This window comes from Pseudomonas sp. S150 (assembly GCF_004526365.1).
Lineage (GTDB): Bacteria > Pseudomonadota > Gammaproteobacteria > Pseudomonadales > Pseudomonadaceae > Aquipseudomonas > Aquipseudomonas putida_A.
In genome coordinates this window covers 753211-771977 of record NZ_CP038207.1, presented here as the reverse complement: position 1 = coordinate 771977, position 18767 = coordinate 753211, and the positions used below count along the sequence as shown (strand labels likewise).

The following is an 18767-nucleotide window of genomic DNA, read 5'->3' as shown; positions in this document are numbered from 1 at the left end:
GCTGCTGCGCAACCCATCGGGGATGAATCCCCTCACCACAAAAGCTCACTCCCACATCTCAAGTGCCTAAACTTCAGGCTCATTGTGGAGCAGATTACTGCGCCTGATAGATCTGGTCGAACACGCCACCGTCGTTGAAGAACTTCGGTTGTGCGGATTTCCAGCCGCCGAAGTCCTTGTCGATCGTCACGAGTTCCAGTTTCGGGAACTGCTGGGCGTACTTCGCCGCCACGTCCTTGTCGCGCGGGCGGTAGAAGTTCTTCGCGGCGATCTCCTGACCGGCCGGGCTGTACAGGTGCTTCAAGTAGGCTTCGGCGATCTGCTCGTTGCCCTTCTTCTCGGCGTTCTTGTCGACCACGGCCACCGGTGGCTCGGCAAGGATCGACAGCGACGGCACGACGATGTCGAACTTGTCGGCGCCGCCATCTTCTTTCAGTGCCAGGAACGCTTCGTTTTCCCAGGCCAGCAACACGTCACCCTGACCATTGTTGACGAAGGTGATGGTCGAGCCACGGGCGCCGGTGTCCAGCACGGGAACGTGCTTGAACAGGGTCTGTACGTATTCTTTGGCTTTTTCTTCGCTGCCGCCGTTGGCTTTCAGGCCATAGGCCCACGCGGCGAGGAAGTTCCAGCGTGCACCACCGGAGGTTTTCGGGTTCGGGGTGATCACCGAAACGTCGTTCTTGACCAGGTCGCCCCAGTCCTTGATGCCTTTCGGGTTGCCCTTGCGCACCAGGAACACGATGGTTGAGGTGTACGGGGTGCTGGCGTCCGGCAGACGCTTCTGCCAGTCGGCCGGCAGGGTCTTGCCGAGCTTGGCGATTTCGTCGATGTCGCCGGCCAGGGCCAGGGTCACGACGTCGGCACGCAGACCGTCGATCACCGCCCGGCCCTGCTTGCCCGAACCGCCGTGGGATTGCTGGATTTTCACGGTGTCGCCGGCATGATCCTTCTGCCAGAACTTGATGAATTCGGCGTTGTAGTCCTGATACAGCTCGCGCGTCGGGTCGTACGACACATTGAGCAGTTCGTAATCCTTGGCAACCGCGGAACCGGCAAACACAGCACTGGCCAGCGCGGCCAAAGCGTAACGGCGAATCGACGACATGGTGAAAGCTCCTGGAATTCTTGGTGGTGGCTTTTTCTTATGTGTTGCTGGAATCGGGTTGCTCATTCAAAGATCGCCGCCTGCGCCAGCGCTTGCGCACAGCCCCCTGCAAAAGCTGGCGCAGGCTGCGATCTTTTTCAGCTCGGCTTGTTACCCGGCTGCTGCAAACGGAATTTCTCTTTGCGTTCGATCTGCACGACCTGGGCGTTGTGCACAGTGATCTCCACCGCGCCAAACCGCAGATCGCGCAGGGCGCTCTGGATTTCACGCAAGATGGTGGTTTCGTCCTGACCGTCAACGCTGCGAAGGGATGCGCTCATGGTGCTGCTCCTTTGAATGGGATGTGCCTGGCAGTGGGCGGCACTGCGTTCGGCGTGGGAGCAATATAAGAGAGGCGCAGATATTCTTAAAAAGACTATTTAAGAATGTTTATATAACTAGAAAACATTATCTGACGGGGCAAGGGTTTGCGCGGTGTTCCCCGAGTTTGAAGCCTGTATGAAACCTTTTGGTGAGGGGATTCATCCCCGATGGACTGCGTAGCAGTCCCTGTTTTTTAGGGCCGCTGCGCGACCCATCGGGGATAAATCCCCTCACCACAGGTTTTGTGTCAGCCATAACAGGACTGCTAACCGATAACAGGAGCTCTGGTCCAATCAATCTCCCCCGCCGGCACCGGCCGCCCAAACCAGTACCCCTGCCCCAGATCACATTCCTGCTCCAGCAGAAACGCCGCCTGCTCGGCCTGCTCGATCCCTTCGGCATGCACCTGCATGCCCATGCTGCGTGCCAGGGCGACGATCACCCGAACGATGGCTGCGTCATCCTCGTCCCACGGCAGACCGGCGACAAAACCCTGATCGATCTTGAGCTTCTGCACCGGCAAGCGCTTGAGCCGCAACAACGACGAGTACCCCGTGCCAAAGTCATCGATGGCCAGGCGAATGCCCAACTCACGCAAGCGATGCATCTGTTCCAGCGCCACTTCCGGGTCATCCATCACCGCGCTTTCGGTGACTTCCAGCTCCAGATACGCCGGATCCAGCCCGGTCTCGTGCAGCACCTGCGCCACCTGCTGATACAGCTCACGCCGGGCAAACAGGCGCGACGACACATTCACCGCGACAAACGACAACACAATCCCGGCCTGCTGCCATTGACACATCTGCGAACACGCCTGACGCATCACCCAGGCGTCGATTTCGGCGATCAGCCCGGTGCGCTCGGCAATCGGGATGAATTCCGCCGGTGACACCAGACCACGCTGCGGATGCTCCCAGCGCACCAGCGCTTCGACGCCGATCAGGCGACTGCTGTGCAAATCGTGAACCGGTTGGTAATAGACGCGCAGCTCCTGCTGCTCCAGCGCGCGACGCAGCTCGAAGGCAATCTCGACCCGTTGCTGCGCATGGGCGGTCAACTCTTCGGTGTACAGCGCGTAGCCGTTTCGGCCGCTGCTCTTGGCCTTGAACAGCGCGGCGTCGGCATTGCGCAGCAATTGATCGGCACTCAATGCATCACTGGGGAACAGGCTGATACCGATACTGGCGTTGATGAACAGCTGATGCCGCTCGATGCTGAACGGTTCCTTCAGCGCATCGAGAATGCGCTGGGCCAGCGCCGCTGCCTGAACCAGTTGTGGACAACTTTCCGCCAGCACCGCGAATTCGTCACCGCCGAGCCGTGCCAGGGTAATCCCGGGGCCGAACAGGTCCTGCAGGCGCGCCGCCACCGCTTTGAGCAGGCGATCGCCGACGTTGTGCCCGAGGCTGTCGTTGATCATCTTGAAGTGATCCAGATCGATCATCAGCAGGGCGCAGCCACGCTTGTGGATCTGCGCCGAGGCCAGCGCCTGCTCGGCGCGGTCGCTGAACAACAGGCGATTGGGCAGGTCGGTCAGCGGGTCGTGATGGGCGAGGTGCTTGAGTTCGTGTTCGGAGTCCTTGATCGCACTGATGTCGGAAAATACCGCCACGTAGTGACTGAGCCGGCCCTGATCATCGTGAATCACGCGGATGGTCTGCCACTGTGGATAAATCTCGCCGCTCTTGCGTCGGTTCCAGATCTCACCGCTCCATTCGCCCTCGCTCTCCAGCGTGGCGAACATCGCCTGGTAAAAGCCCGGCGGATGGTGGCCGGACTTGAACAGGCTTGGCTGATGGCCGAGAACTTCGTCGTACTGGTAGCCGGTGATTTCCATGAACGCACGGTTGACGTGCACGATCAGGCCCTGATGATTGGTGACCAGCACCCCTTCGCGGGTGCAATCGAACACCGCTGCCGCCTGACGCAGGCGTTCACGGTCGGACTGACGCTCGCGTAGCCGCGCACCAATGCCGAGAAATTCGCACAATCTGGCCCGTGCCAGGAAAATCAGGCCAGCGCTGACGGCAGCCCAGACGTAACCGTTGATCAGTTGCCATCGCTGCAGATCGACAGACTCATCAAAGAAACTGTTCAATAAGTAACCAGTTCCCTGCAGCCAGACCACAGCAAGCAACAGGTAGAGCAGCGCTGCACGCAAGGCATCGCGGTAAGTGGCAGGCATTCGGCTGTCCATGTCCCTACAAAAAAGGCTGGAATTATAGGTCAAGAAACATCCAGCGACTCTTATCTGAAAGGGCGACTGGTTTTATCTGTGTGCTTGGTGATAATGCAACGGCTGTTTTTATCTTTATCGAGGGCCCTATAGCCTATGTGGTACGAAGGTTTTCTTGGCTTGTCGGCCTGGTCTCTGGTCGCGGTCACCCTGCTGATGACCCACGTGACAATTGTCGCCGTCACGGTCTATCTGCACCGTTACTCGGCCCATCGCTCGCTGGAGCTGAATGCCGGCCTGAAACACTTTTTCCGTTTCTGGCTGTGGCTGACCACGGCGCAGAACACCCGCGAGTGGACTGCCATCCACCGCAAACACCACGCCAAATGCGAAACCGAAGATGACCCGCACAGCCCGGTCATCAAGGGTCTGTCCACCGTGCTGCGCAAAGGCGCCGAGCTGTATCGCGCCGAAGCCGAGAACCCGGAGACCCTGCGCATCTACGGCAAGAACTGCCCCGAAGACTGGATCGAGCGCAACCTCTACAGCCGCTACCCGTTGCTGGGCGTGGCGATCATGGGCGTCATCGACCTGCTGCTGTTCGGCACCATCGGCATCACCATCTGGGCGATTCAGATGATGTGGATCCCGGTCTGGGCGGCCGGCGTGGTCAACGGTCTGGGTCACGCCATCGGCTACCGCAACTTCGAATGCCGCGACGCGGCGACCAATCTGGTGCCGTGGGGCATCCTGATCGGCGGCGAAGAACTGCACAACAATCATCACACCTACCCCAACTCGGCCAAGCTGTCGGTGAAGAAGTGGGAGTTCGACCTCGGCTGGGCGTGGATCAAGGTCTTCAGCTTCTTCGGTCTGGCCAAAGTGCAGCGTGTGGCACCGATTGCCCACCGCGTCGAAGGCAAGGGCCATCTGGACATGGACACCGCCATGGCGATCCTCAACAACCGCTTCCAGATCATGGCCCAGTACCGCAAATTGGTGATCGGCCCGCTGGTCAAGCAGGAGCTGGACAAGGTCGATCATTCGGTACGTCATCAATTCCATCGGGCCAAGCGCCTGCTGTCGCGGGAAACCAGCCTGCTGGAAGACCGTCATCACTTGCGCATCCAGAACATGCTCGAGCACAGCCAGGCGCTGAAGGTCATTTACGAGAAACGTCTGGCCCTGCAGCAGATCTGGGTCAAGACCAGCGCCAATGGCCACGACATGCTCGCCGCCATCAAGGAATGGGTGCACGAGGCCGAAGCCAGCGGCATCCAGTCCCTGCGTGAATTTGCCGACCAGCTGAAAACCTACTCGCTGCGCCCCGCCGCAGCCTGACCGCCATGAACGAATCCCCTGTGGCGAGTGGATTCATCCCGATCGGTAGCGCAGCTACCGCAAATTTGTCGACGCGTTCTCATTGCTGAAACGCGTCATCTCTACCGCCCGGCGGGAGCGAGCTTCCTCTCTACAAAAGCGCGGAACTTAGCACCGAAAGCCCTATCTCAAAGACACTTCGCCACCCCGGCGGGCTGTACTGTGGCCGTTGTCGAAATTGCGGCACACCTTTTGAGAAATGTGCCGATGGTCAACAACAATCAAAAAGACTCATCCCTTGCGCAGTGGCCCGAGGCCGCGCAAACCCTGATGGCGCTGATGCACGCCCAAGGCGAAGTCGCCCGGCTGAGCGAGCGCGAACAACTGTTCAGTTCATTGCTGGTGAGCGTCAACGCGGTGCTCTGGGCGTTCAATTGGGAAACCCGTCAGGTGCTGTATGTCAGCCCTGCCTACGAGCGGATTTTCGGTCGCTCCGCAGGCCTGTTGCTGGCCGACTACAACCAGTGGCGCGACAGCATCTACCCCGACGACCTCGACTATGCCGAACGCAGCCTTGCCGAAGTGCTGCAAAAAGGTGCTGTGGAAGACCGCGAGTACCGGATCATCGCCGCCGACGGTCAGGTGCGCTGGCTCAGCGACAAGTGCTTCATCAACCGTCAGGACGAACCCGGGCAACCGGTGATCATCGTCGGCATCGCCGAAGACATCACCGACAAGAAGCACATGGAAACCGAACTGCATCGCCTGGCGACCACCGACGTACTGACCCAGAGCAGCAACCGCCGCCATTTCTTCGAATGCGCCAACCGCGAGTTCGAAGAGGCGCGCCTGCAAGGTGCACCACTGGCCTTCCTGCTGCTGGACATCGATGATTTCAAGCTGATCAACGACAGCTACGGCCACCCGGCGGGTGACAACGTGCTGCAACGGATTGCCGAATGCGGACGTGGGTCGTTACGCCGGGGCGATCTGTTCGGGCGCATTGGCGGCGAGGAGTTCGCTGCGGTGTTTCCCGGTTGCGCACCGGACATGGCGCTGCAAGTGGCCGAGCGGCTGCAGCAGGAGATTCAGCGCCTGAGTTTCAACCACGAGGGGCAGACATTCGGCATCACCGTCAGCCAGGGCCTGACCAGCCTCAGGGATGGCGACGACAGTCTCGAGAGCCTGTTCGCCAGAGCGGATGCGGCCATGTACGAGGCAAAACGGCAGGGCAAGAACCGGATCATTTCTGCCTGATCCAGAATTTCAGCAACCCAAATATCCAATGTGGGAGCGGGCTTGCTCGCGAAGGCGGTAGGTCATTCAGCATTTATGTTGGCTGATACACCGCCTTCGCGAGCAAGCCCGCTCCCACAGGGTTTTGTGAAAAGTCAGATTACTTACGCATCCGCATCAATTCCGGCAGCCCGATCTTCAGCAGCCGCGCCGTACGACTCCTCGCCAGTTCCTCAACGCCCTCATGCTCGGTCAGACGGGCCATCTGCGCGGCCATGTTCATCACCAGCGCTTCCCGGGAATAGACCCCGCCACCGAGCTGGTAGACCGACGCAATCAACTCGCGCAGCTCCAGCGGCAGGCGCCAGCGTGTACGCAGCGCCGAACCGTAGGCCGCGCCAAACTCCGCCAGCGCGTCACCGACCTCCTCCCACTCATCAAGCTCGCCGCCAGCCTGCTTCCACTCCTGCAAACAACGCAGCAACGCCAGGTCACCGAGACGATGCAGCATGCCCGCGCAGTAGCAGCGCTCCTGATCCAGATCGAGCAGGCGCGCCAGGGTGCGGGCGTATTCCGCCGTGTGCAGCGACAGCCCCCAATAGCGCTCGGCGTAATCCGCCAGGCACGGGTCACTGAGTCTGGCGCTGCGTTTGAGCGCCAGGCCGAGGATCAGGTTCATGCTCTGCCCGGTACCAAGGCGATGCAAGGCCTGCCCCAGTGTCTGCACCGCCACACCATGATGCTGCGCCGCACTGTTGGCGGCGGCGATCAGCACAGCGGTAATCTGCGGATCGGTGCGGATCTCTTCTTCCAGCAGCTTCAGATCGAGGCCATTGGGGTTGAGGCTGCGTTTGACCGCCACTTGCACATCGGTCATCAACGGCGCGCCATCGGCCTGCTCGCGACGCCGCTCAAGGAACACCGACAAGGTCATGCCCGGCGCCAGCGTCGGCACTTCGCAGAACACCTCTTCACCCGCATTCAGCAGCAAACCCTGCAGCCGCTCGGTCAGACTTTCCATGTTCAGCGGTTTGGTCAGATAGGCCGTCGGGGCCAACGGGATGGCTTCGCGCACGCTGGCGCTGTCGTTGCGACTGCTCATCAGAATGAACGGCAGCGGCGGATTGCGTTTGCGCTGGCGCACGCTGCGCAGCACGCTCAAACCATCAATGCCCGGCAACTCCCAATCGACAATGGCCAGGTCATAAGGCACTTCGCTGAGTAACGACATGGCTTGCTGGCCATCGGCACACAAGTCCAGCCGCGCATCACAGCGCACGTTGAGCAACACTTGTTTAAGCAGGTCACGAGACCACGGATCGGCCTCGGCAATCAGCACTCGGGGTACGGCGGGTAAATCAACGGCGGTCATGCGCGCTCTCCCTTGCAATGCCTGAACCTTAGCCAATGCTGGCCTATCGATACAGCGCAAAAGCGTTGGATGTGTATCAGGGGCATAAAAAAACCCGCCGAAGCGGGTTTTTTGTCGAACGGATCACACAGCGCCGGGGCTTACAGCTCCGAGAAGCACTCTTCGATGATCGCCAGACCTTTGTCCAGTTGCTCGTCCGGCGAGGTCAGCGGTACGAGAACGCGCAGCACGTTGCCGTAGGTGCCGCAGGACAGCAGGATCAGACCCTTGTCGCGCGCCTTGGCCACGACAGCCGCAACGGCGGTCGGGTTTGGCTTGTGGCTGTCGCCGTTTTCGAACAGCTCGACCGCGATCATCGCGCCCAGCGCACGCACTTCGCCGATCACCGGGTACTTGGCCTGGATGGCCTTCAAACCGGTTACCAGACGCTCGCCGACAGCCTTGCAGCGGTCCAGCAGTTGCTCTTCTTCGAACACTTCCATCACGGCCAGCGCCGCAGCGCAAGCGATCGGGCTACCGGCGTAGGTGCCGCCCAGGCCGCCTGGAGCGATGGCGTCCATGTATTCGGCCTTGCCGCAGACACCGGCGAGCGGGAAGCCGCCAGCGATGGATTTGGCGAAAGTGGTCAGGTCGGCAGCAACGCCCATCTGTTCCATGGCGAAGAAGGTGCCGGTACGGCCAGCGCCGGTCTGCACTTCGTCAGCGATCAGCAGGATGCCGTGCTGGTCGCACAGGGCACGCAGACGCTTCATGAATTCTTTCGGCGCGACGTAGAAACCACCTTCACCCTGCACAGGCTCGATGATGATCGCGGCGATGTCTTTCGGCTCGGCGTCGTTCTTGAAGATGCGTTCGATGGAAGCGATCGAGTCGTCGATGCTCACACCGTGCAGTTCGTTCGGGTACAGCGCACGGAAGATGCCGCCTGGCATCAAGCCCATGCCGGCCGAGTAAGGCACGACTTTACCGGTCAGGCCCAGGGTCATCATGGTGCGACCGTGGTAAGCGCCGGTGAAGGCGATCACACCGGCACGGCCAGTGGCGGCACGGGCGATTTTCACGGCGTTTTCCACGGCTTCGGAACCGGTGGTCACCAGCAGGGTTTTCTTGGCGAAATCACCTGGCACCTTGGCGTTGATCTTTTCGCACAGCTCAACGTACGGCTCGTAGGCCAGTACCTGGAAGCAGGTGTGGGTCAGCTTGTTCAGCTGTTCGGTCACGGCGGCGATGATTTTCGGGTGCACGTGGCCGGTGTTCAGCACAGCGATACCGCCGGCGAAGTCGATGAATTCACGACCTTCAACGTCAGTCACAGTAGCGTTCTTCGCCGACTCAGCGAAGATCGGGTGAATCTGGCCAACACCACGTGGAACAGCTGCGGTACGACGGGCCATCAGTTCAGCGTTAGTCTTGCTCATTACAGTCCTCATTCACCGCTCATCGGGCGGCGTGGTTCAAGGATTAAGCGGGAGAAATCGGCGGTGGCAGCATGCGATGATCGACTGCCACGGCGTTCCCGGCCGCAGAGAAAATTCCGGTTTGAAACGACGCAAAGGGACAGCGCTCTCGTGCCCTTTGCGTTTACAGCGTTCTTCTACCGAGGCTTAGATGCCAAGGCAGAGGTATTTGATTTCCAGGTAATCCTCGATGCCGTACTTGGAGCCTTCACGGCCCAGGCCCGACGCCTTGATGCCGCCGAACGGCGCGACTTCGTTGGAGATCAACCCGGTGTTGACGCCGACCATGCCGTATTCCAGGGCTTCAGCCACACGGAACACCCGGCCCAGGTCGCGAGCGTAGAAGTAGGAAGCCAGACCGAACTCGGTGTCGTTGGACATCGCGATCACTTCGGCTTCGTCTTTGAAGCGGAACAGCGGTGCCAGCGGGCCGAAGGTTTCTTCCTTGGCGACAGCGGCATCTTTCGGCACGTTGGTCAGGATGGTCGGCTCGAAGAAGTTGCCTTCCATCGGCTTGCCACCGGCCAGCACGGTGGCGCCTTTGGCCACGGCGTCAGCGATGTGCTCTTGCACCTTGGCCACGGCTTTCTCGTCGATCAGCGGGCCCGTGGTGGTGCCCTCTTCCAGACCGTTGCCGATCTTCAGCTTGGCGACGGCCACTTTCAGCTTCTCGGCGAACGCGTCGTAGACCGAATCCTGAATGTACAGACGGTTGGCGCAGACGCAGGTCTGGCCGTTGTTGCGGTATTTGGAAATGATCGCGCCTTCGACGGCCTTATCCAGGTCCGCGTCGTCGAACACGATGAACGGCGCGTTGCCACCCAGTTCCAGCGAGACTTTCTTGATGTCCTTGGCGCATTCCGACATCAGCTGACGGCCGATTTCGGTCGAGCCGGTGAAGGACAGCTTGCGCACGATCGGGTTGCTGGTCAGCTCGCTGCCGATGTCGCCGGCGCTGCCGGAGACCACACTGAACACGCCTTTAGGGATGCCAGCGCGCTGCGCCAGTTCAGCCAGAGCGAAGGCGGAGAATGGGGTTTGCGAAGCCGGCTTGAGCACCATGGTGCAACCGGCAGCCAGCGCAGGGCCGGCTTTACGGGTGATCATCGCCGCCGGGAAGTTCCACGGGGTGATCGCGGCGGTCACGCCGATCGGCTGCTTGATCACGATCAGGCGCTTGTCAGGCTGGTGGCCCGGAATCACGTCGCCGTAGATACGCTTGGCTTCTTCGGCGAACCACTCGATGAACGAAGCGGCGTAAACGATTTCGCCCTTGGCTTCAGCCAGCGGCTTGCCCTGCTCGAGGGTCATCAGGCGCGCGAGGTCGTCCTGGTTCTCGATCATCAGTTCGAACCAGCGACGCAGCTTGCCTGCACGCTCCTTGGCGGTCAGTGCACGCCAGGCCGGCAGCGCTTTGTCAGCGGCTTCGATGGCGCGGCGGGTTTCGGCGGCGCCCATCTTCGGCACGGTGCCGAGGATTTCGCCGGTGGCCGGGTTGTTGACCTTGATCGTCTGACCGTTGTCCGCATCGACCCAAGCGCCATCAATGAAGGCTTGCTGGCGGAACAACTGGGTATCTTTAAGCTGCATGTCGGCTTTCCTTAACAGCACCGCGGCCTGCGCGGAGCAAAATTATGATTGTAGAAAGGCGCCTCGCAAGGCTGCCGTCAGGGAAATCATCTACCGGGTGAGGCGCAGCGATCGTGCGTTATTCACAGCATTTGCGCATCCACACCCCGTCAAAGAGCGTTTGAAATCTCAAACGGATCGTAGGAGCAAAGGGGGTAAAGGACAATAGGTCGTTCGAAAAAAAGAACAAAATCCCAGCGTTTGCTGGTTTTTTCAGATCAACGCGCAAAAAGCCCCGGCCGCAGCCAAACCATAGATCAGCCAGGAAAAAGCGCCAAGCGAGGGTTTTGCAGGACGTTACAGCTTTAAGGAATGCAGCGTTTCACACCGACACGCGCACTGACAAAACCCGCCAAAACCCGGCATGGACGCCCCGAGCCGACCTAGGTATGATGTCGCCCGCTGCACCAGTAGCTCAGCTGGATAGAGTACTGCCCTCCGAAGGCAGGGGTCGTGGGTTCGAATCCCGCCTGGTGCGCCATATATAGAAGAAAAAAGAGAAAGCCTCAGGCCCATTGGGTTTGGGGCTTTTTTGTGCTTTAAGAAATATCAAACTGGTTCAGTCTGATTCGAGTATGTGGTAACAACAATAGTCATGTTTTACTACGGGCCATATGAAGATCGCAGAGCATCATCAATGAGTGAGCAAATAATCGAACAAGGCTTTATCGACAAGCTGATTGAGCTCAAATACAGCTACCGCCCAGACATCACAGACCGCACCTCAATGGAGCGCAACTTTCGTGAGAAATTCGAGGCCCTCAACCGGGTTCGCCTCACTGATGGCGAATTCGCCCGCCTCCTCGACGAGATAGTCACCCCTGATGTGTTTGCGGCGGCGCGTACCCTGCGCGAGCGGAATGCGTTCACCCGCGAAGACGGCACTCCGCTGAACTACACCCTGGTCAATATCAAAGACTGGTGTAAAAACACCTTCGAGGTGGTCAACCAGCTGCGCATCAACACCGACAACAGCCACCACCGTTTCGATGTGCTCATACTCATCAACGGCGTGCCGTGCGTTCAAGTGGAAATGAAAACGCTGGGCGTCAATCCGCGCCGCGCCATGGAACAGATCGTCGAATACAAAAACGACCCGGGCAACGGCTACACCAAAACCTTGCTGTGCTTTCTGCAGTTGTTCATCGTCAGCAACCGCGACAACACCTACTACTTTGCCAACAATAACGCCCGTCATTTCTCGTTCAACGCAGATGAGCGCTTCCTACCCATTTATCAGTTTGCTGACGAGGCGAATAAAAAAATCACATACCTCGACAGCTTTGCCGAGACCTTTCTCGTCAAATGCACGCTTGGCCAAACGCTCAGCCGTTACATGGTGCTGATAGCCAGCGAGCAGAAGCTCATGATAATGCGCCCGTATCAGGTCTATGCCGTCAAAGCCATAGTCGACTGCATCCAGCAAAACTGCGGCAACGGCTATATCTGGCACACCACCGGCAGCGGTAAAACACTCACGTCCTTCAAGGCATCCACGCTGCTCAAGGACAACCCTGATATCGAGAAATGCCTCTTTGTGGTCGACCGCAAAGACCTCGACCGTCAGACTCGTTAGGAATTCAACAAGTTCCAGGAAGGCTGCGTCGAAGAAAATACCAACACCGCAGCGCTGGTACGCCGACTGCTGTCCGAGGACTACGCCGATAAAGTAATCGTCACCACCATCCAGAAGCTCGGCCTCGCCCTCGATGAAAACAGCAAACGTAACAAACAGCGCAAACGAAGCGACCAGCTTACATACAAAGAGCAGTTGGCCCCGTTGCGCGACAAACGCATTGTTTTCATCTTCGATGAATGCCACCGCTCCCAGTTTGGCGAGAACCACAAAGCCATCAAAGAGTTCTTCCCCAAAGCCCAGCTATTTGGCTTTACTGGCACGCCCATATTTGAAGAAAACGCCTCACGGGTAAAAGTGGAAGACCAGCAGGCTTCTTACCAAACCACGGATGAGCTGTTCCAGAAGCAGCTACATGCTTACACCATTACCAACGCGATTGAAGATGCCAACGTGCTTCGCTTCCATATCGATTACTTCAAACCAGAAGGCAAGAAAACACCCAAGCCTGGGGAAGGCTTAGCCAAGCGAGCCGTGGTCGAAGCCATTCTCGCCAAACACGACATGGCCACCGCCCGGCGCCGCTTCAATGCCATTTTGGCGACGGCCAGCATCAACGACGCCATCGAATATCATAGCCTTTTTGCCGAACTGCAACACGCCAAACAACTGGCCGACTCTGACTACCAGTCGCTGAATATCGCATGCGTATTCTCGCCGCCTGCCGAAGGCAATGCGGACGTTAAACAAATTCAGGAAGACCTGCTGCAAGAAAAGCAGGACAACGAAGAAGATCCAGAAGGCAAAAAAAAGGCCCTCAAAGCCATCTTGGCCGACTACAACATCCGCTACGGCACCGACCACCGCATCAGCGAGTTCGACCTTTACTATCAAGATGTTCAAAAGCGCATTAAAGACCAACAGTGGCCAAATGCCGACCACCCTCATGCGCAGAAAATCGACATCACCATCGTGGTCGATATGCTGCTAACCGGCTTCGACTCCAAATACCTGAACACCCTGTACGTGGATAAAAACCTCAAGTACCACGGTTTGATCCAGGCCTTCTCGCGTACCAACCGTGTGCTCAGTAGTGCTCAAGCACCCGATAAAGGCCCTACTGGGATAAAACCATTCGGCAACATCCTCGATTTCCGCCATCAGCAAGAGGCCGTGGATGCAGCCGTCAGCCTATTTTCTGGTGAAAAATCCGGCCCACAGGCCCGCGAAATTTGGCTGGTGGACAAAGCCCCCGTGGTGATTGAAAAACTACAGGCTGCCGTACAAAAGCTAGATGATTTTATGCAATCGCAAGGCGTGGCTTGCGCACCGGAAGCCGTGCATAACCTGAAAGGCGACGATGCCCGTGTCGCTTTTATCAGCCACTTTAAGGAAGTACAGCGACTCAAAACCCAGCTCGACCAATACACCGACCTCACCAAAGACAACGCCGCCGCCATCGAACAGATTCTGCCTAAGGAAAGCCTGCTGGGCTTTCGCGGCGCTTATCTGGAAACGGCCCAGCGCCTCAAGGCCCAGCAAGATAAGAACGGTAATAACGAAGATGGCAAAACCGACGCAGTGGACCAGCTCGATTTCGAGTTCGTGCTCTTCGCCTCTGCCGTTATTGACTACGACTATATCGTGGGGCTGATGTCGCGCTTCTCGCAGCGAGAGCCCAGCAAGCAGAAGATGAGCCGCGATCAGCTTATTGGCCTGATTCAGGCCGATGCAAAGTTTATGAACGAGCGCGAAGACATTGCCGCTTACATCGCCACCCTCAAGGCCGGTGAAGGCCTGAGCGAAACTGCGATTCGTGATGGTTATAGCCGCTTCAAGCAACAGACAGACGCCACAGAACTCGCCGACATCGCGAGCAAACATCACCTGGCCCCATCAGCATTACAAAGCTTTGTGGATGGCATTCTGCAACGCATGATCTTCGACGGCGAACAGCTCAGTGACCTTATGGCTCCGCTCGAGCTCGGCTGGAAAGCCCGTACCCAGGCCGAACTTTCCCTAATGGAAGACTTACAGCCCCTCCTCACCAAACGCGCCCAAGGCCGCGACATCTCAGGACTCAGCGCGTATGAGTAGTAAGACAAAAACAACAGACGCAAAAGTAGCCGGCAACCCCGGCCTTTTGCCGAAGTTGCGCTTTCCGGGCTTCGACAAGCCATGGTCATATGACCCGCTCTCGAAAGCCCTCAAAGAACACAAAATCAAGAACACCGCTGGCCGTGATGTTTTCTCAGTTTCGATGGAATACGGCATCGTCAACCAGATTGAACTCTTGGGCCGCAGTTTTGCGGCCGCTGACACTTCGCACTACACCATCGGGCGGCAGTTTGATGTGGTTTACACGAAAAGCCCGTTGAAGGCGTTCCCTTACGGCATAGTGAAGCAGTGCAAGTTCAACGGAGAGGTCGCACTCTCGCCACTTTACGGTGTCTTCACTCCGGCCAACCCGCATCTGGGTTTGATGATCGAAGCTTATTTTGAGTCGCCAAACCGGTCGAAGGACTTTCTTTCGCCGCTTTGCCAAAAGGGTGCGAAGAATACGCTTCAGATCACAAACACGACTTTTTTGTCTGGACGTTTGCCGCTTCCGACGCAACCAACCGAACAACAAAGAATCGCCGAGTGCCTTAGTTCGGTGGACAATCTGATCGCCGCACAAGCCCGCAAAGTGGACGCGCTTAAGCTCCATAAAAATGGGTTGATGCAGCAGCTTTTCCCCCGAGAAGGTGAAACTCAACCCCGCCTCCGCTTTCCCGAATTCAAAAACGCCGGGGAGTGGGAGGAAGATACGCTCGAAAATTTGTGCACAGCCAAAATCTCTTATGGCATCGTTCAAGCAGGGCCACATATTCCAAACGGAATGCCATATATCAAAAGCTCAGACTTAAACTCTGAGCTTTGCCTCGCCAGTCTGGCTCGCACGTCTGATGTTATCGCCAAAAAATATCGAAGATCAGAAGTAATGCCGGGTGACATAGTGTTTTCTCTCAGAGGAAATATTGGCGTAGCTCAGATCGTCCCTAAAGACATACCAGTGGCTAACTTAACGCAGGGAACCGCGAGGATTAGGACCCAAGGTCCGTCTGAGTTTTTTTTCCAAGCGCTTCGGTCCCAATCTGTTCACGGCCGAATTCTTGCCGTCAGGAAAGGCAGCACATTTCAAGAAATCTCATTGGAAGCCTTGCGAAACATCCGGCTGCTTCACCCAGCAATCGCTGAACAAAAACGCGTCGCCGACTGCCTCTCCACCCTTGACACCCTGATCACCGCGCAAACCCAAAAGTTCGAAGCCCTAAAGATTCACAAGAAAGGGCTAATACAGCAGCTTTTTCCGTCCATGGAGGTGGTTAAGGCATGAGCAACAAGCCAAAGGTCAACAGGTATGCCAACCTCAATACACTAGCAAGGAAGCTGCGCGACGATCTAGGTGGGGCAGATCTCATCCTCGTCTATGCCTACAATCGCACCGGCAAGACGCGGCTCTCGATGGAGTTCAAGGATATTGGAAAGCGTAAGACGAAAAAGAATCCGGATGGTCTTGTAGATACCCTCTACTTCAACGCCTTCACCGAAGATCTGTTCACTTGGGACAATGACATTGAAAACGGCACCACTCGCGGCCTAGAAATAAACCAGGCATCGCGATTCTTTGATGCTTTTAAGAACGAGCCTTTGGAGCCGGCTATTGCTGAGTACTTGAAACGCTACGCAGACTTTGACTTTGATTTCACGTTCCAAGAAGTGCAGCAGGGCAACGAATTCTTTTCCAGACCTGTGTTCGTTAGCTTCCGCAAAGGCGAGCAATCGCACATCAAAATCTCTCGTGGTGAGCAGAACATTTTCATTTGGTGCGTCTTCATGGCCATCTGTGAACAGCTTTTGAAATATCCCGACGGTTATCCGGCAGTGAAGCACGTCTATATCGACGACCCGATTTCATCACTAGACGATAACAACGCCATCTCCGTCGCCTGCGACCTCGCCAAACTTCTTCGTCGCGCAGCGAGCAGGGCAGGGCAGAATGGCGAAGCGGCTCCGATGAAGATCGTTTTTTCATCCCACCACGCCCTCTTTTTCAATGTGATGTGCAATGAGATTGGGCGGGCGAAGGAAGGGGAGCCGAAGGTGTCTCATAAACGTTACTACCTGCACCGTGCGAATGGTGAAGGTAACTTTACCCTGCAGGCCACCGAGGACACCCCGTTTTTCCATCACGTTGCGGCCCTCGCCGAACTACAGGTGGCCGCCGAATACAACTCAGGCAAGCTCTACACCTTTCACTTCAATGCGCTGCGCAGCATCATGGAAAAAACGGCTTCGTTCTTTGGCCATACCGATATTTCCTTCTGCCTTAAAGCGCTCGCGAGTGAGGAAGACACAGCACTCTACAACCGTGCCCTCCAACTGCTGAGCCATGGCAAATACGCCATCCATGAGCCAACCGAAATGGGCGAGGACAACAAAGAGCTGTTCCGCCGCATTCTCAGGGACTTCATCAGTACATTTAAATTTGCCCTGCCTGACCTATTGGGTGCGAAACCAGCCTCGGCGGCTGTTCCACCAAACCCAGGCCTACAAGCGAAGCCAGCACATGAATGACACCAATAGAAAACAACTTGGCCAAACCCTTTGGGCCATTGCCGATCAATTGCGCGGAGCTATGGATGCGGATGATTTCCGCGACTACATGCTGTCCTTCCTCTTCCTGCGCTACCTCTCGGACAACTACGAGATAGCGGCCAAGAAGGAACTTGGAAAAGACTATCCAGAGTTGCCCATTGACGTTTTGCTAAGAACGGGGGCACCGACTCCTCTGCAAGTCTGGTATGAGGAAAACGAAGCGGATATCCCAGCCTTCGAGAAGCAGATGCGCCGCAAGGTGCATTACGTCATTGAGCCGGTACACCTGTGGAATAGCATCGCCAATATGGCCCGCACCCAGGACGACGAACTACTCACCACGCTGCAAGCGGGCTTCAAATACATAGAAACCGAGTCCTTTGAGAGCACCTTCCAAGGCCTTTTCTCGGAAATCGATCTGGGCTCCCCCAAGCTGGGCAGGAGCTATACAGAGCGCAACGCCAAGCTCTGCACCATCATCCAGAAGATCGCTGAGGGTCTGGCAGATTTTTCCACGGATGTTGATGCGCTGGGCGATGCCTATGAATACCTGATAGGCCAATTTGCCGCCGGGTCAGGCAAGAAGGCGGGCGAGTTTTATACGCCCCAACAAATTTCCGACATTCTTTCCACCATCGTTACCCTCGACAGTCAGGACCCTAAAACCGGAGCCAAAAAACGCTTAGAAAGCGTGCTGGACTTCGCCTGTGGCTCTGGCTCGCTGCTGCTTAACGTGCGCAAGCGCATGGGGCCGCATGGCATTGGCAAGATTTACGGCCAGGAAAAGAACATCACCACCTATAACTTGGCCCGCATGAACATGCTGCTGCACGGGGTGAAGGACACGGAGTTCGAGATTTACCACGGCGACACTTTGAGCAACGACTGGGACATTCTGCGCGAGCTGAACCCCGCTAAAAAACCCACGTTCGATGCCATCGTCGCCAACCCGCCCTTCAGCTACCGCTGGGACCCGACAGAAGCCATAGCCGATGACGTGCGCTTCAAAAACCACGGCTTAGCCCCTAAATCGGCTGCCGATTTTGCCTTTCTGCTGCACGGCTTTCACTTTTTGAAAGACGAGGGCGTGATGGCCATCATCCTGCCCCACGGCGTGCTGTTCCGAGGCGGTTCGGAGGAGCGCATCCGCACTAAGCTGCTAAAAGACGGCCACATCGATACGGTGATCGGCTTGCCCTCCAACCTGTTTTATTCAACAGGTATTCCGGTGTGCATTCTCGTGCTCAAAAAATGCAAGCAACCGGACGACGTGTTGTTCATCAACGCGACTGAACACTTCATCAAAAGTAAACGTCAGAACCAACTGACCGATGAGAATATCGCCAAGATCATTGAAACTTACCAGTTCCGCAAAGAGGAGCCTCGCTATGCCCGCCGGGTAGAGATGGAAGAGATCGAGAAGAACGGCTACAACCTGAATATTTCACGCTACATCAGCACGGCAAGCGCAGAGACAGAGATTGATTTACACACCGTGAACACCGAACTGGTCACACTGGAAAAAAACATTCGGGCGACACTGGACAAACACAATGCCTTCTTAAAAGAGCTGGGACTGCCACCCTTAGTGTGAACCGCAAAGCGATTTAATGAGACCATATAACAAGGCACTGCAAGGACAGCGATGCCTGGTTATGCGTCTATAAATTACTGAAAGATGAAAAGTGGACAAATTGTTTATACGGTAGACCTGCCGCTTTTAGCCGACTTCTGTCAGTCGCGACAGGCACGAGCCGGCCAAGAGCGGTCCCTCGACGGAGAACGCTACTGGTACTCCGCCATTCTCTCCACGATCTAGTCGAGTAAGCGCTGCTGGATAAAGCTCATATCATTAATGTCGATTACGGTGATCGGAATGCATAGCCTCC

11 protein-coding genes, 1 tRNA gene and 1 pseudogene are annotated in these 18767 nt (G+C 57.0%); 7 read left to right on the top strand and 6 right to left on the bottom strand.

The genetic code is table 11. From position 1 onward, the window contains the following. Positions 1-94 precede the first annotated feature (94 nt). The 3 genes from E3Z29_RS03560 to dibA all read right to left on the bottom strand — a co-directional run bounded on the left by E3Z29_RS03560 (position 95) and on the right by dibA (position 3656). The gene (locus tag E3Z29_RS03560) at positions 95-1108 is read right to left on the bottom strand and encodes a sulfate ABC transporter substrate-binding protein (protein ID WP_027611146.1); all 1014 of its coding nucleotides are present in this window, start codon (positions 1106-1108) and stop codon (positions 95-97) included. Positions 1109-1245: 137 nt separating this feature from the next. Further along, the gene (oscA, locus tag E3Z29_RS03555; protein WP_003220508.1) at positions 1246-1428 is read right to left on the bottom strand and encodes a sulfur starvation response protein OscA; all 183 of its coding nucleotides are present in this window, start codon (positions 1426-1428) and stop codon (positions 1246-1248) included. Between the two features lie 308 nt (positions 1429-1736). Further along, positions 1737-3656 carry a phosphodiesterase DibA gene (dibA, locus tag E3Z29_RS03550; RefSeq protein ID WP_134785155.1) on the bottom strand — a complete coding sequence of 640 codons (1920 nt, stop codon included), beginning with the start codon at positions 3654-3656 and terminating at the stop codon, positions 1737-1739. Positions 3657-3803: 147 nt separating this feature from the next. Here dibA and desA point away from each other — a divergent pair, with 147 nt between their 5' ends. Further along, complete coding sequence (gene desA / locus E3Z29_RS03545; RefSeq protein ID WP_027611144.1) at positions 3804-4988, top strand: delta-9 fatty acid desaturase DesA; 1185 nt, start codon at positions 3804-3806, stop codon at positions 4986-4988. A 246-nt stretch (positions 4989-5234) separates the two neighbouring features. Beyond that, on the top strand, positions 5235-6224 hold the full coding sequence (locus E3Z29_RS03540; RefSeq protein ID WP_115988480.1) for a sensor domain-containing diguanylate cyclase: 990 nt from the start codon (positions 5235-5237) through the stop codon (positions 6222-6224). 139 nt (positions 6225-6363) lie between these two features. On the opposite strand, the gene E3Z29_RS03535 is transcribed toward E3Z29_RS03540, so the two are convergent. From E3Z29_RS03535 to gabD, 3 genes are all read right to left on the bottom strand, one after another. Beyond that, the gene (locus tag E3Z29_RS03535; RefSeq protein ID WP_096796911.1) at positions 6364-7575 is read right to left on the bottom strand and encodes a response regulator; all 1212 of its coding nucleotides are present in this window, start codon (positions 7573-7575) and stop codon (positions 6364-6366) included. Positions 7576-7715: 140 nt separating this feature from the next. Continuing rightward, positions 7716-8993 carry a 4-aminobutyrate--2-oxoglutarate transaminase gene (gene gabT, locus E3Z29_RS03530; protein ID WP_003220503.1) on the bottom strand — a complete coding sequence of 426 codons (1278 nt, stop codon included), beginning with the start codon at positions 8991-8993 and terminating at the stop codon, positions 7716-7718. A gap of 186 nt (positions 8994-9179) precedes the next feature. Further along, positions 9180-10622, bottom strand: coding sequence for an NADP-dependent succinate-semialdehyde dehydrogenase (gene gabD / locus E3Z29_RS03525; RefSeq protein WP_007963502.1), 1443 nt, complete (start codon positions 10620-10622; stop codon positions 9180-9182). 443 nt (positions 10623-11065) lie between these two features. On the opposite strand from gabD, the gene E3Z29_RS03520 reads away from it, so the two are divergent. The 5 genes and pseudogenes from E3Z29_RS03520 (at position 11066) to E3Z29_RS03500 (ending at position 18472) form a co-directional block, all read left to right on the top strand. Further along, positions 11066-11142 (top strand) — tRNA-Arg (locus E3Z29_RS03520). Positions 11143-11298: 156 nt separating this feature from the next. Next, positions 11299-14334, top strand: a pseudogene (locus tag E3Z29_RS03515) (type I restriction endonuclease subunit R). Further along, on the top strand, positions 14327-15616 hold the full coding sequence (locus tag E3Z29_RS03510; protein WP_134785154.1) for a restriction endonuclease subunit S: 1290 nt from the start codon (positions 14327-14329) through the stop codon (positions 15614-15616). The pseudogene E3Z29_RS03515 and the gene E3Z29_RS03510 overlap by 8 nt, the downstream one beginning before the upstream one ends. Further along, entirely contained in the window at positions 15613-16857 is a 1245-nt protein-coding gene (locus tag E3Z29_RS03505; protein WP_134785153.1) for an AAA family ATPase, read from the top strand. The genes E3Z29_RS03510 and E3Z29_RS03505 overlap by 4 nt, the downstream gene beginning before the upstream one ends. Then, entirely contained in the window at positions 16850-18472 is a 1623-nt protein-coding gene (locus E3Z29_RS03500) for a type I restriction-modification system subunit M (RefSeq protein WP_134785152.1), read from the top strand. Before E3Z29_RS03505 ends, E3Z29_RS03500 begins: the two co-directional genes overlap by 8 nt. Positions 18473-18767 lie beyond the last annotated feature (295 nt).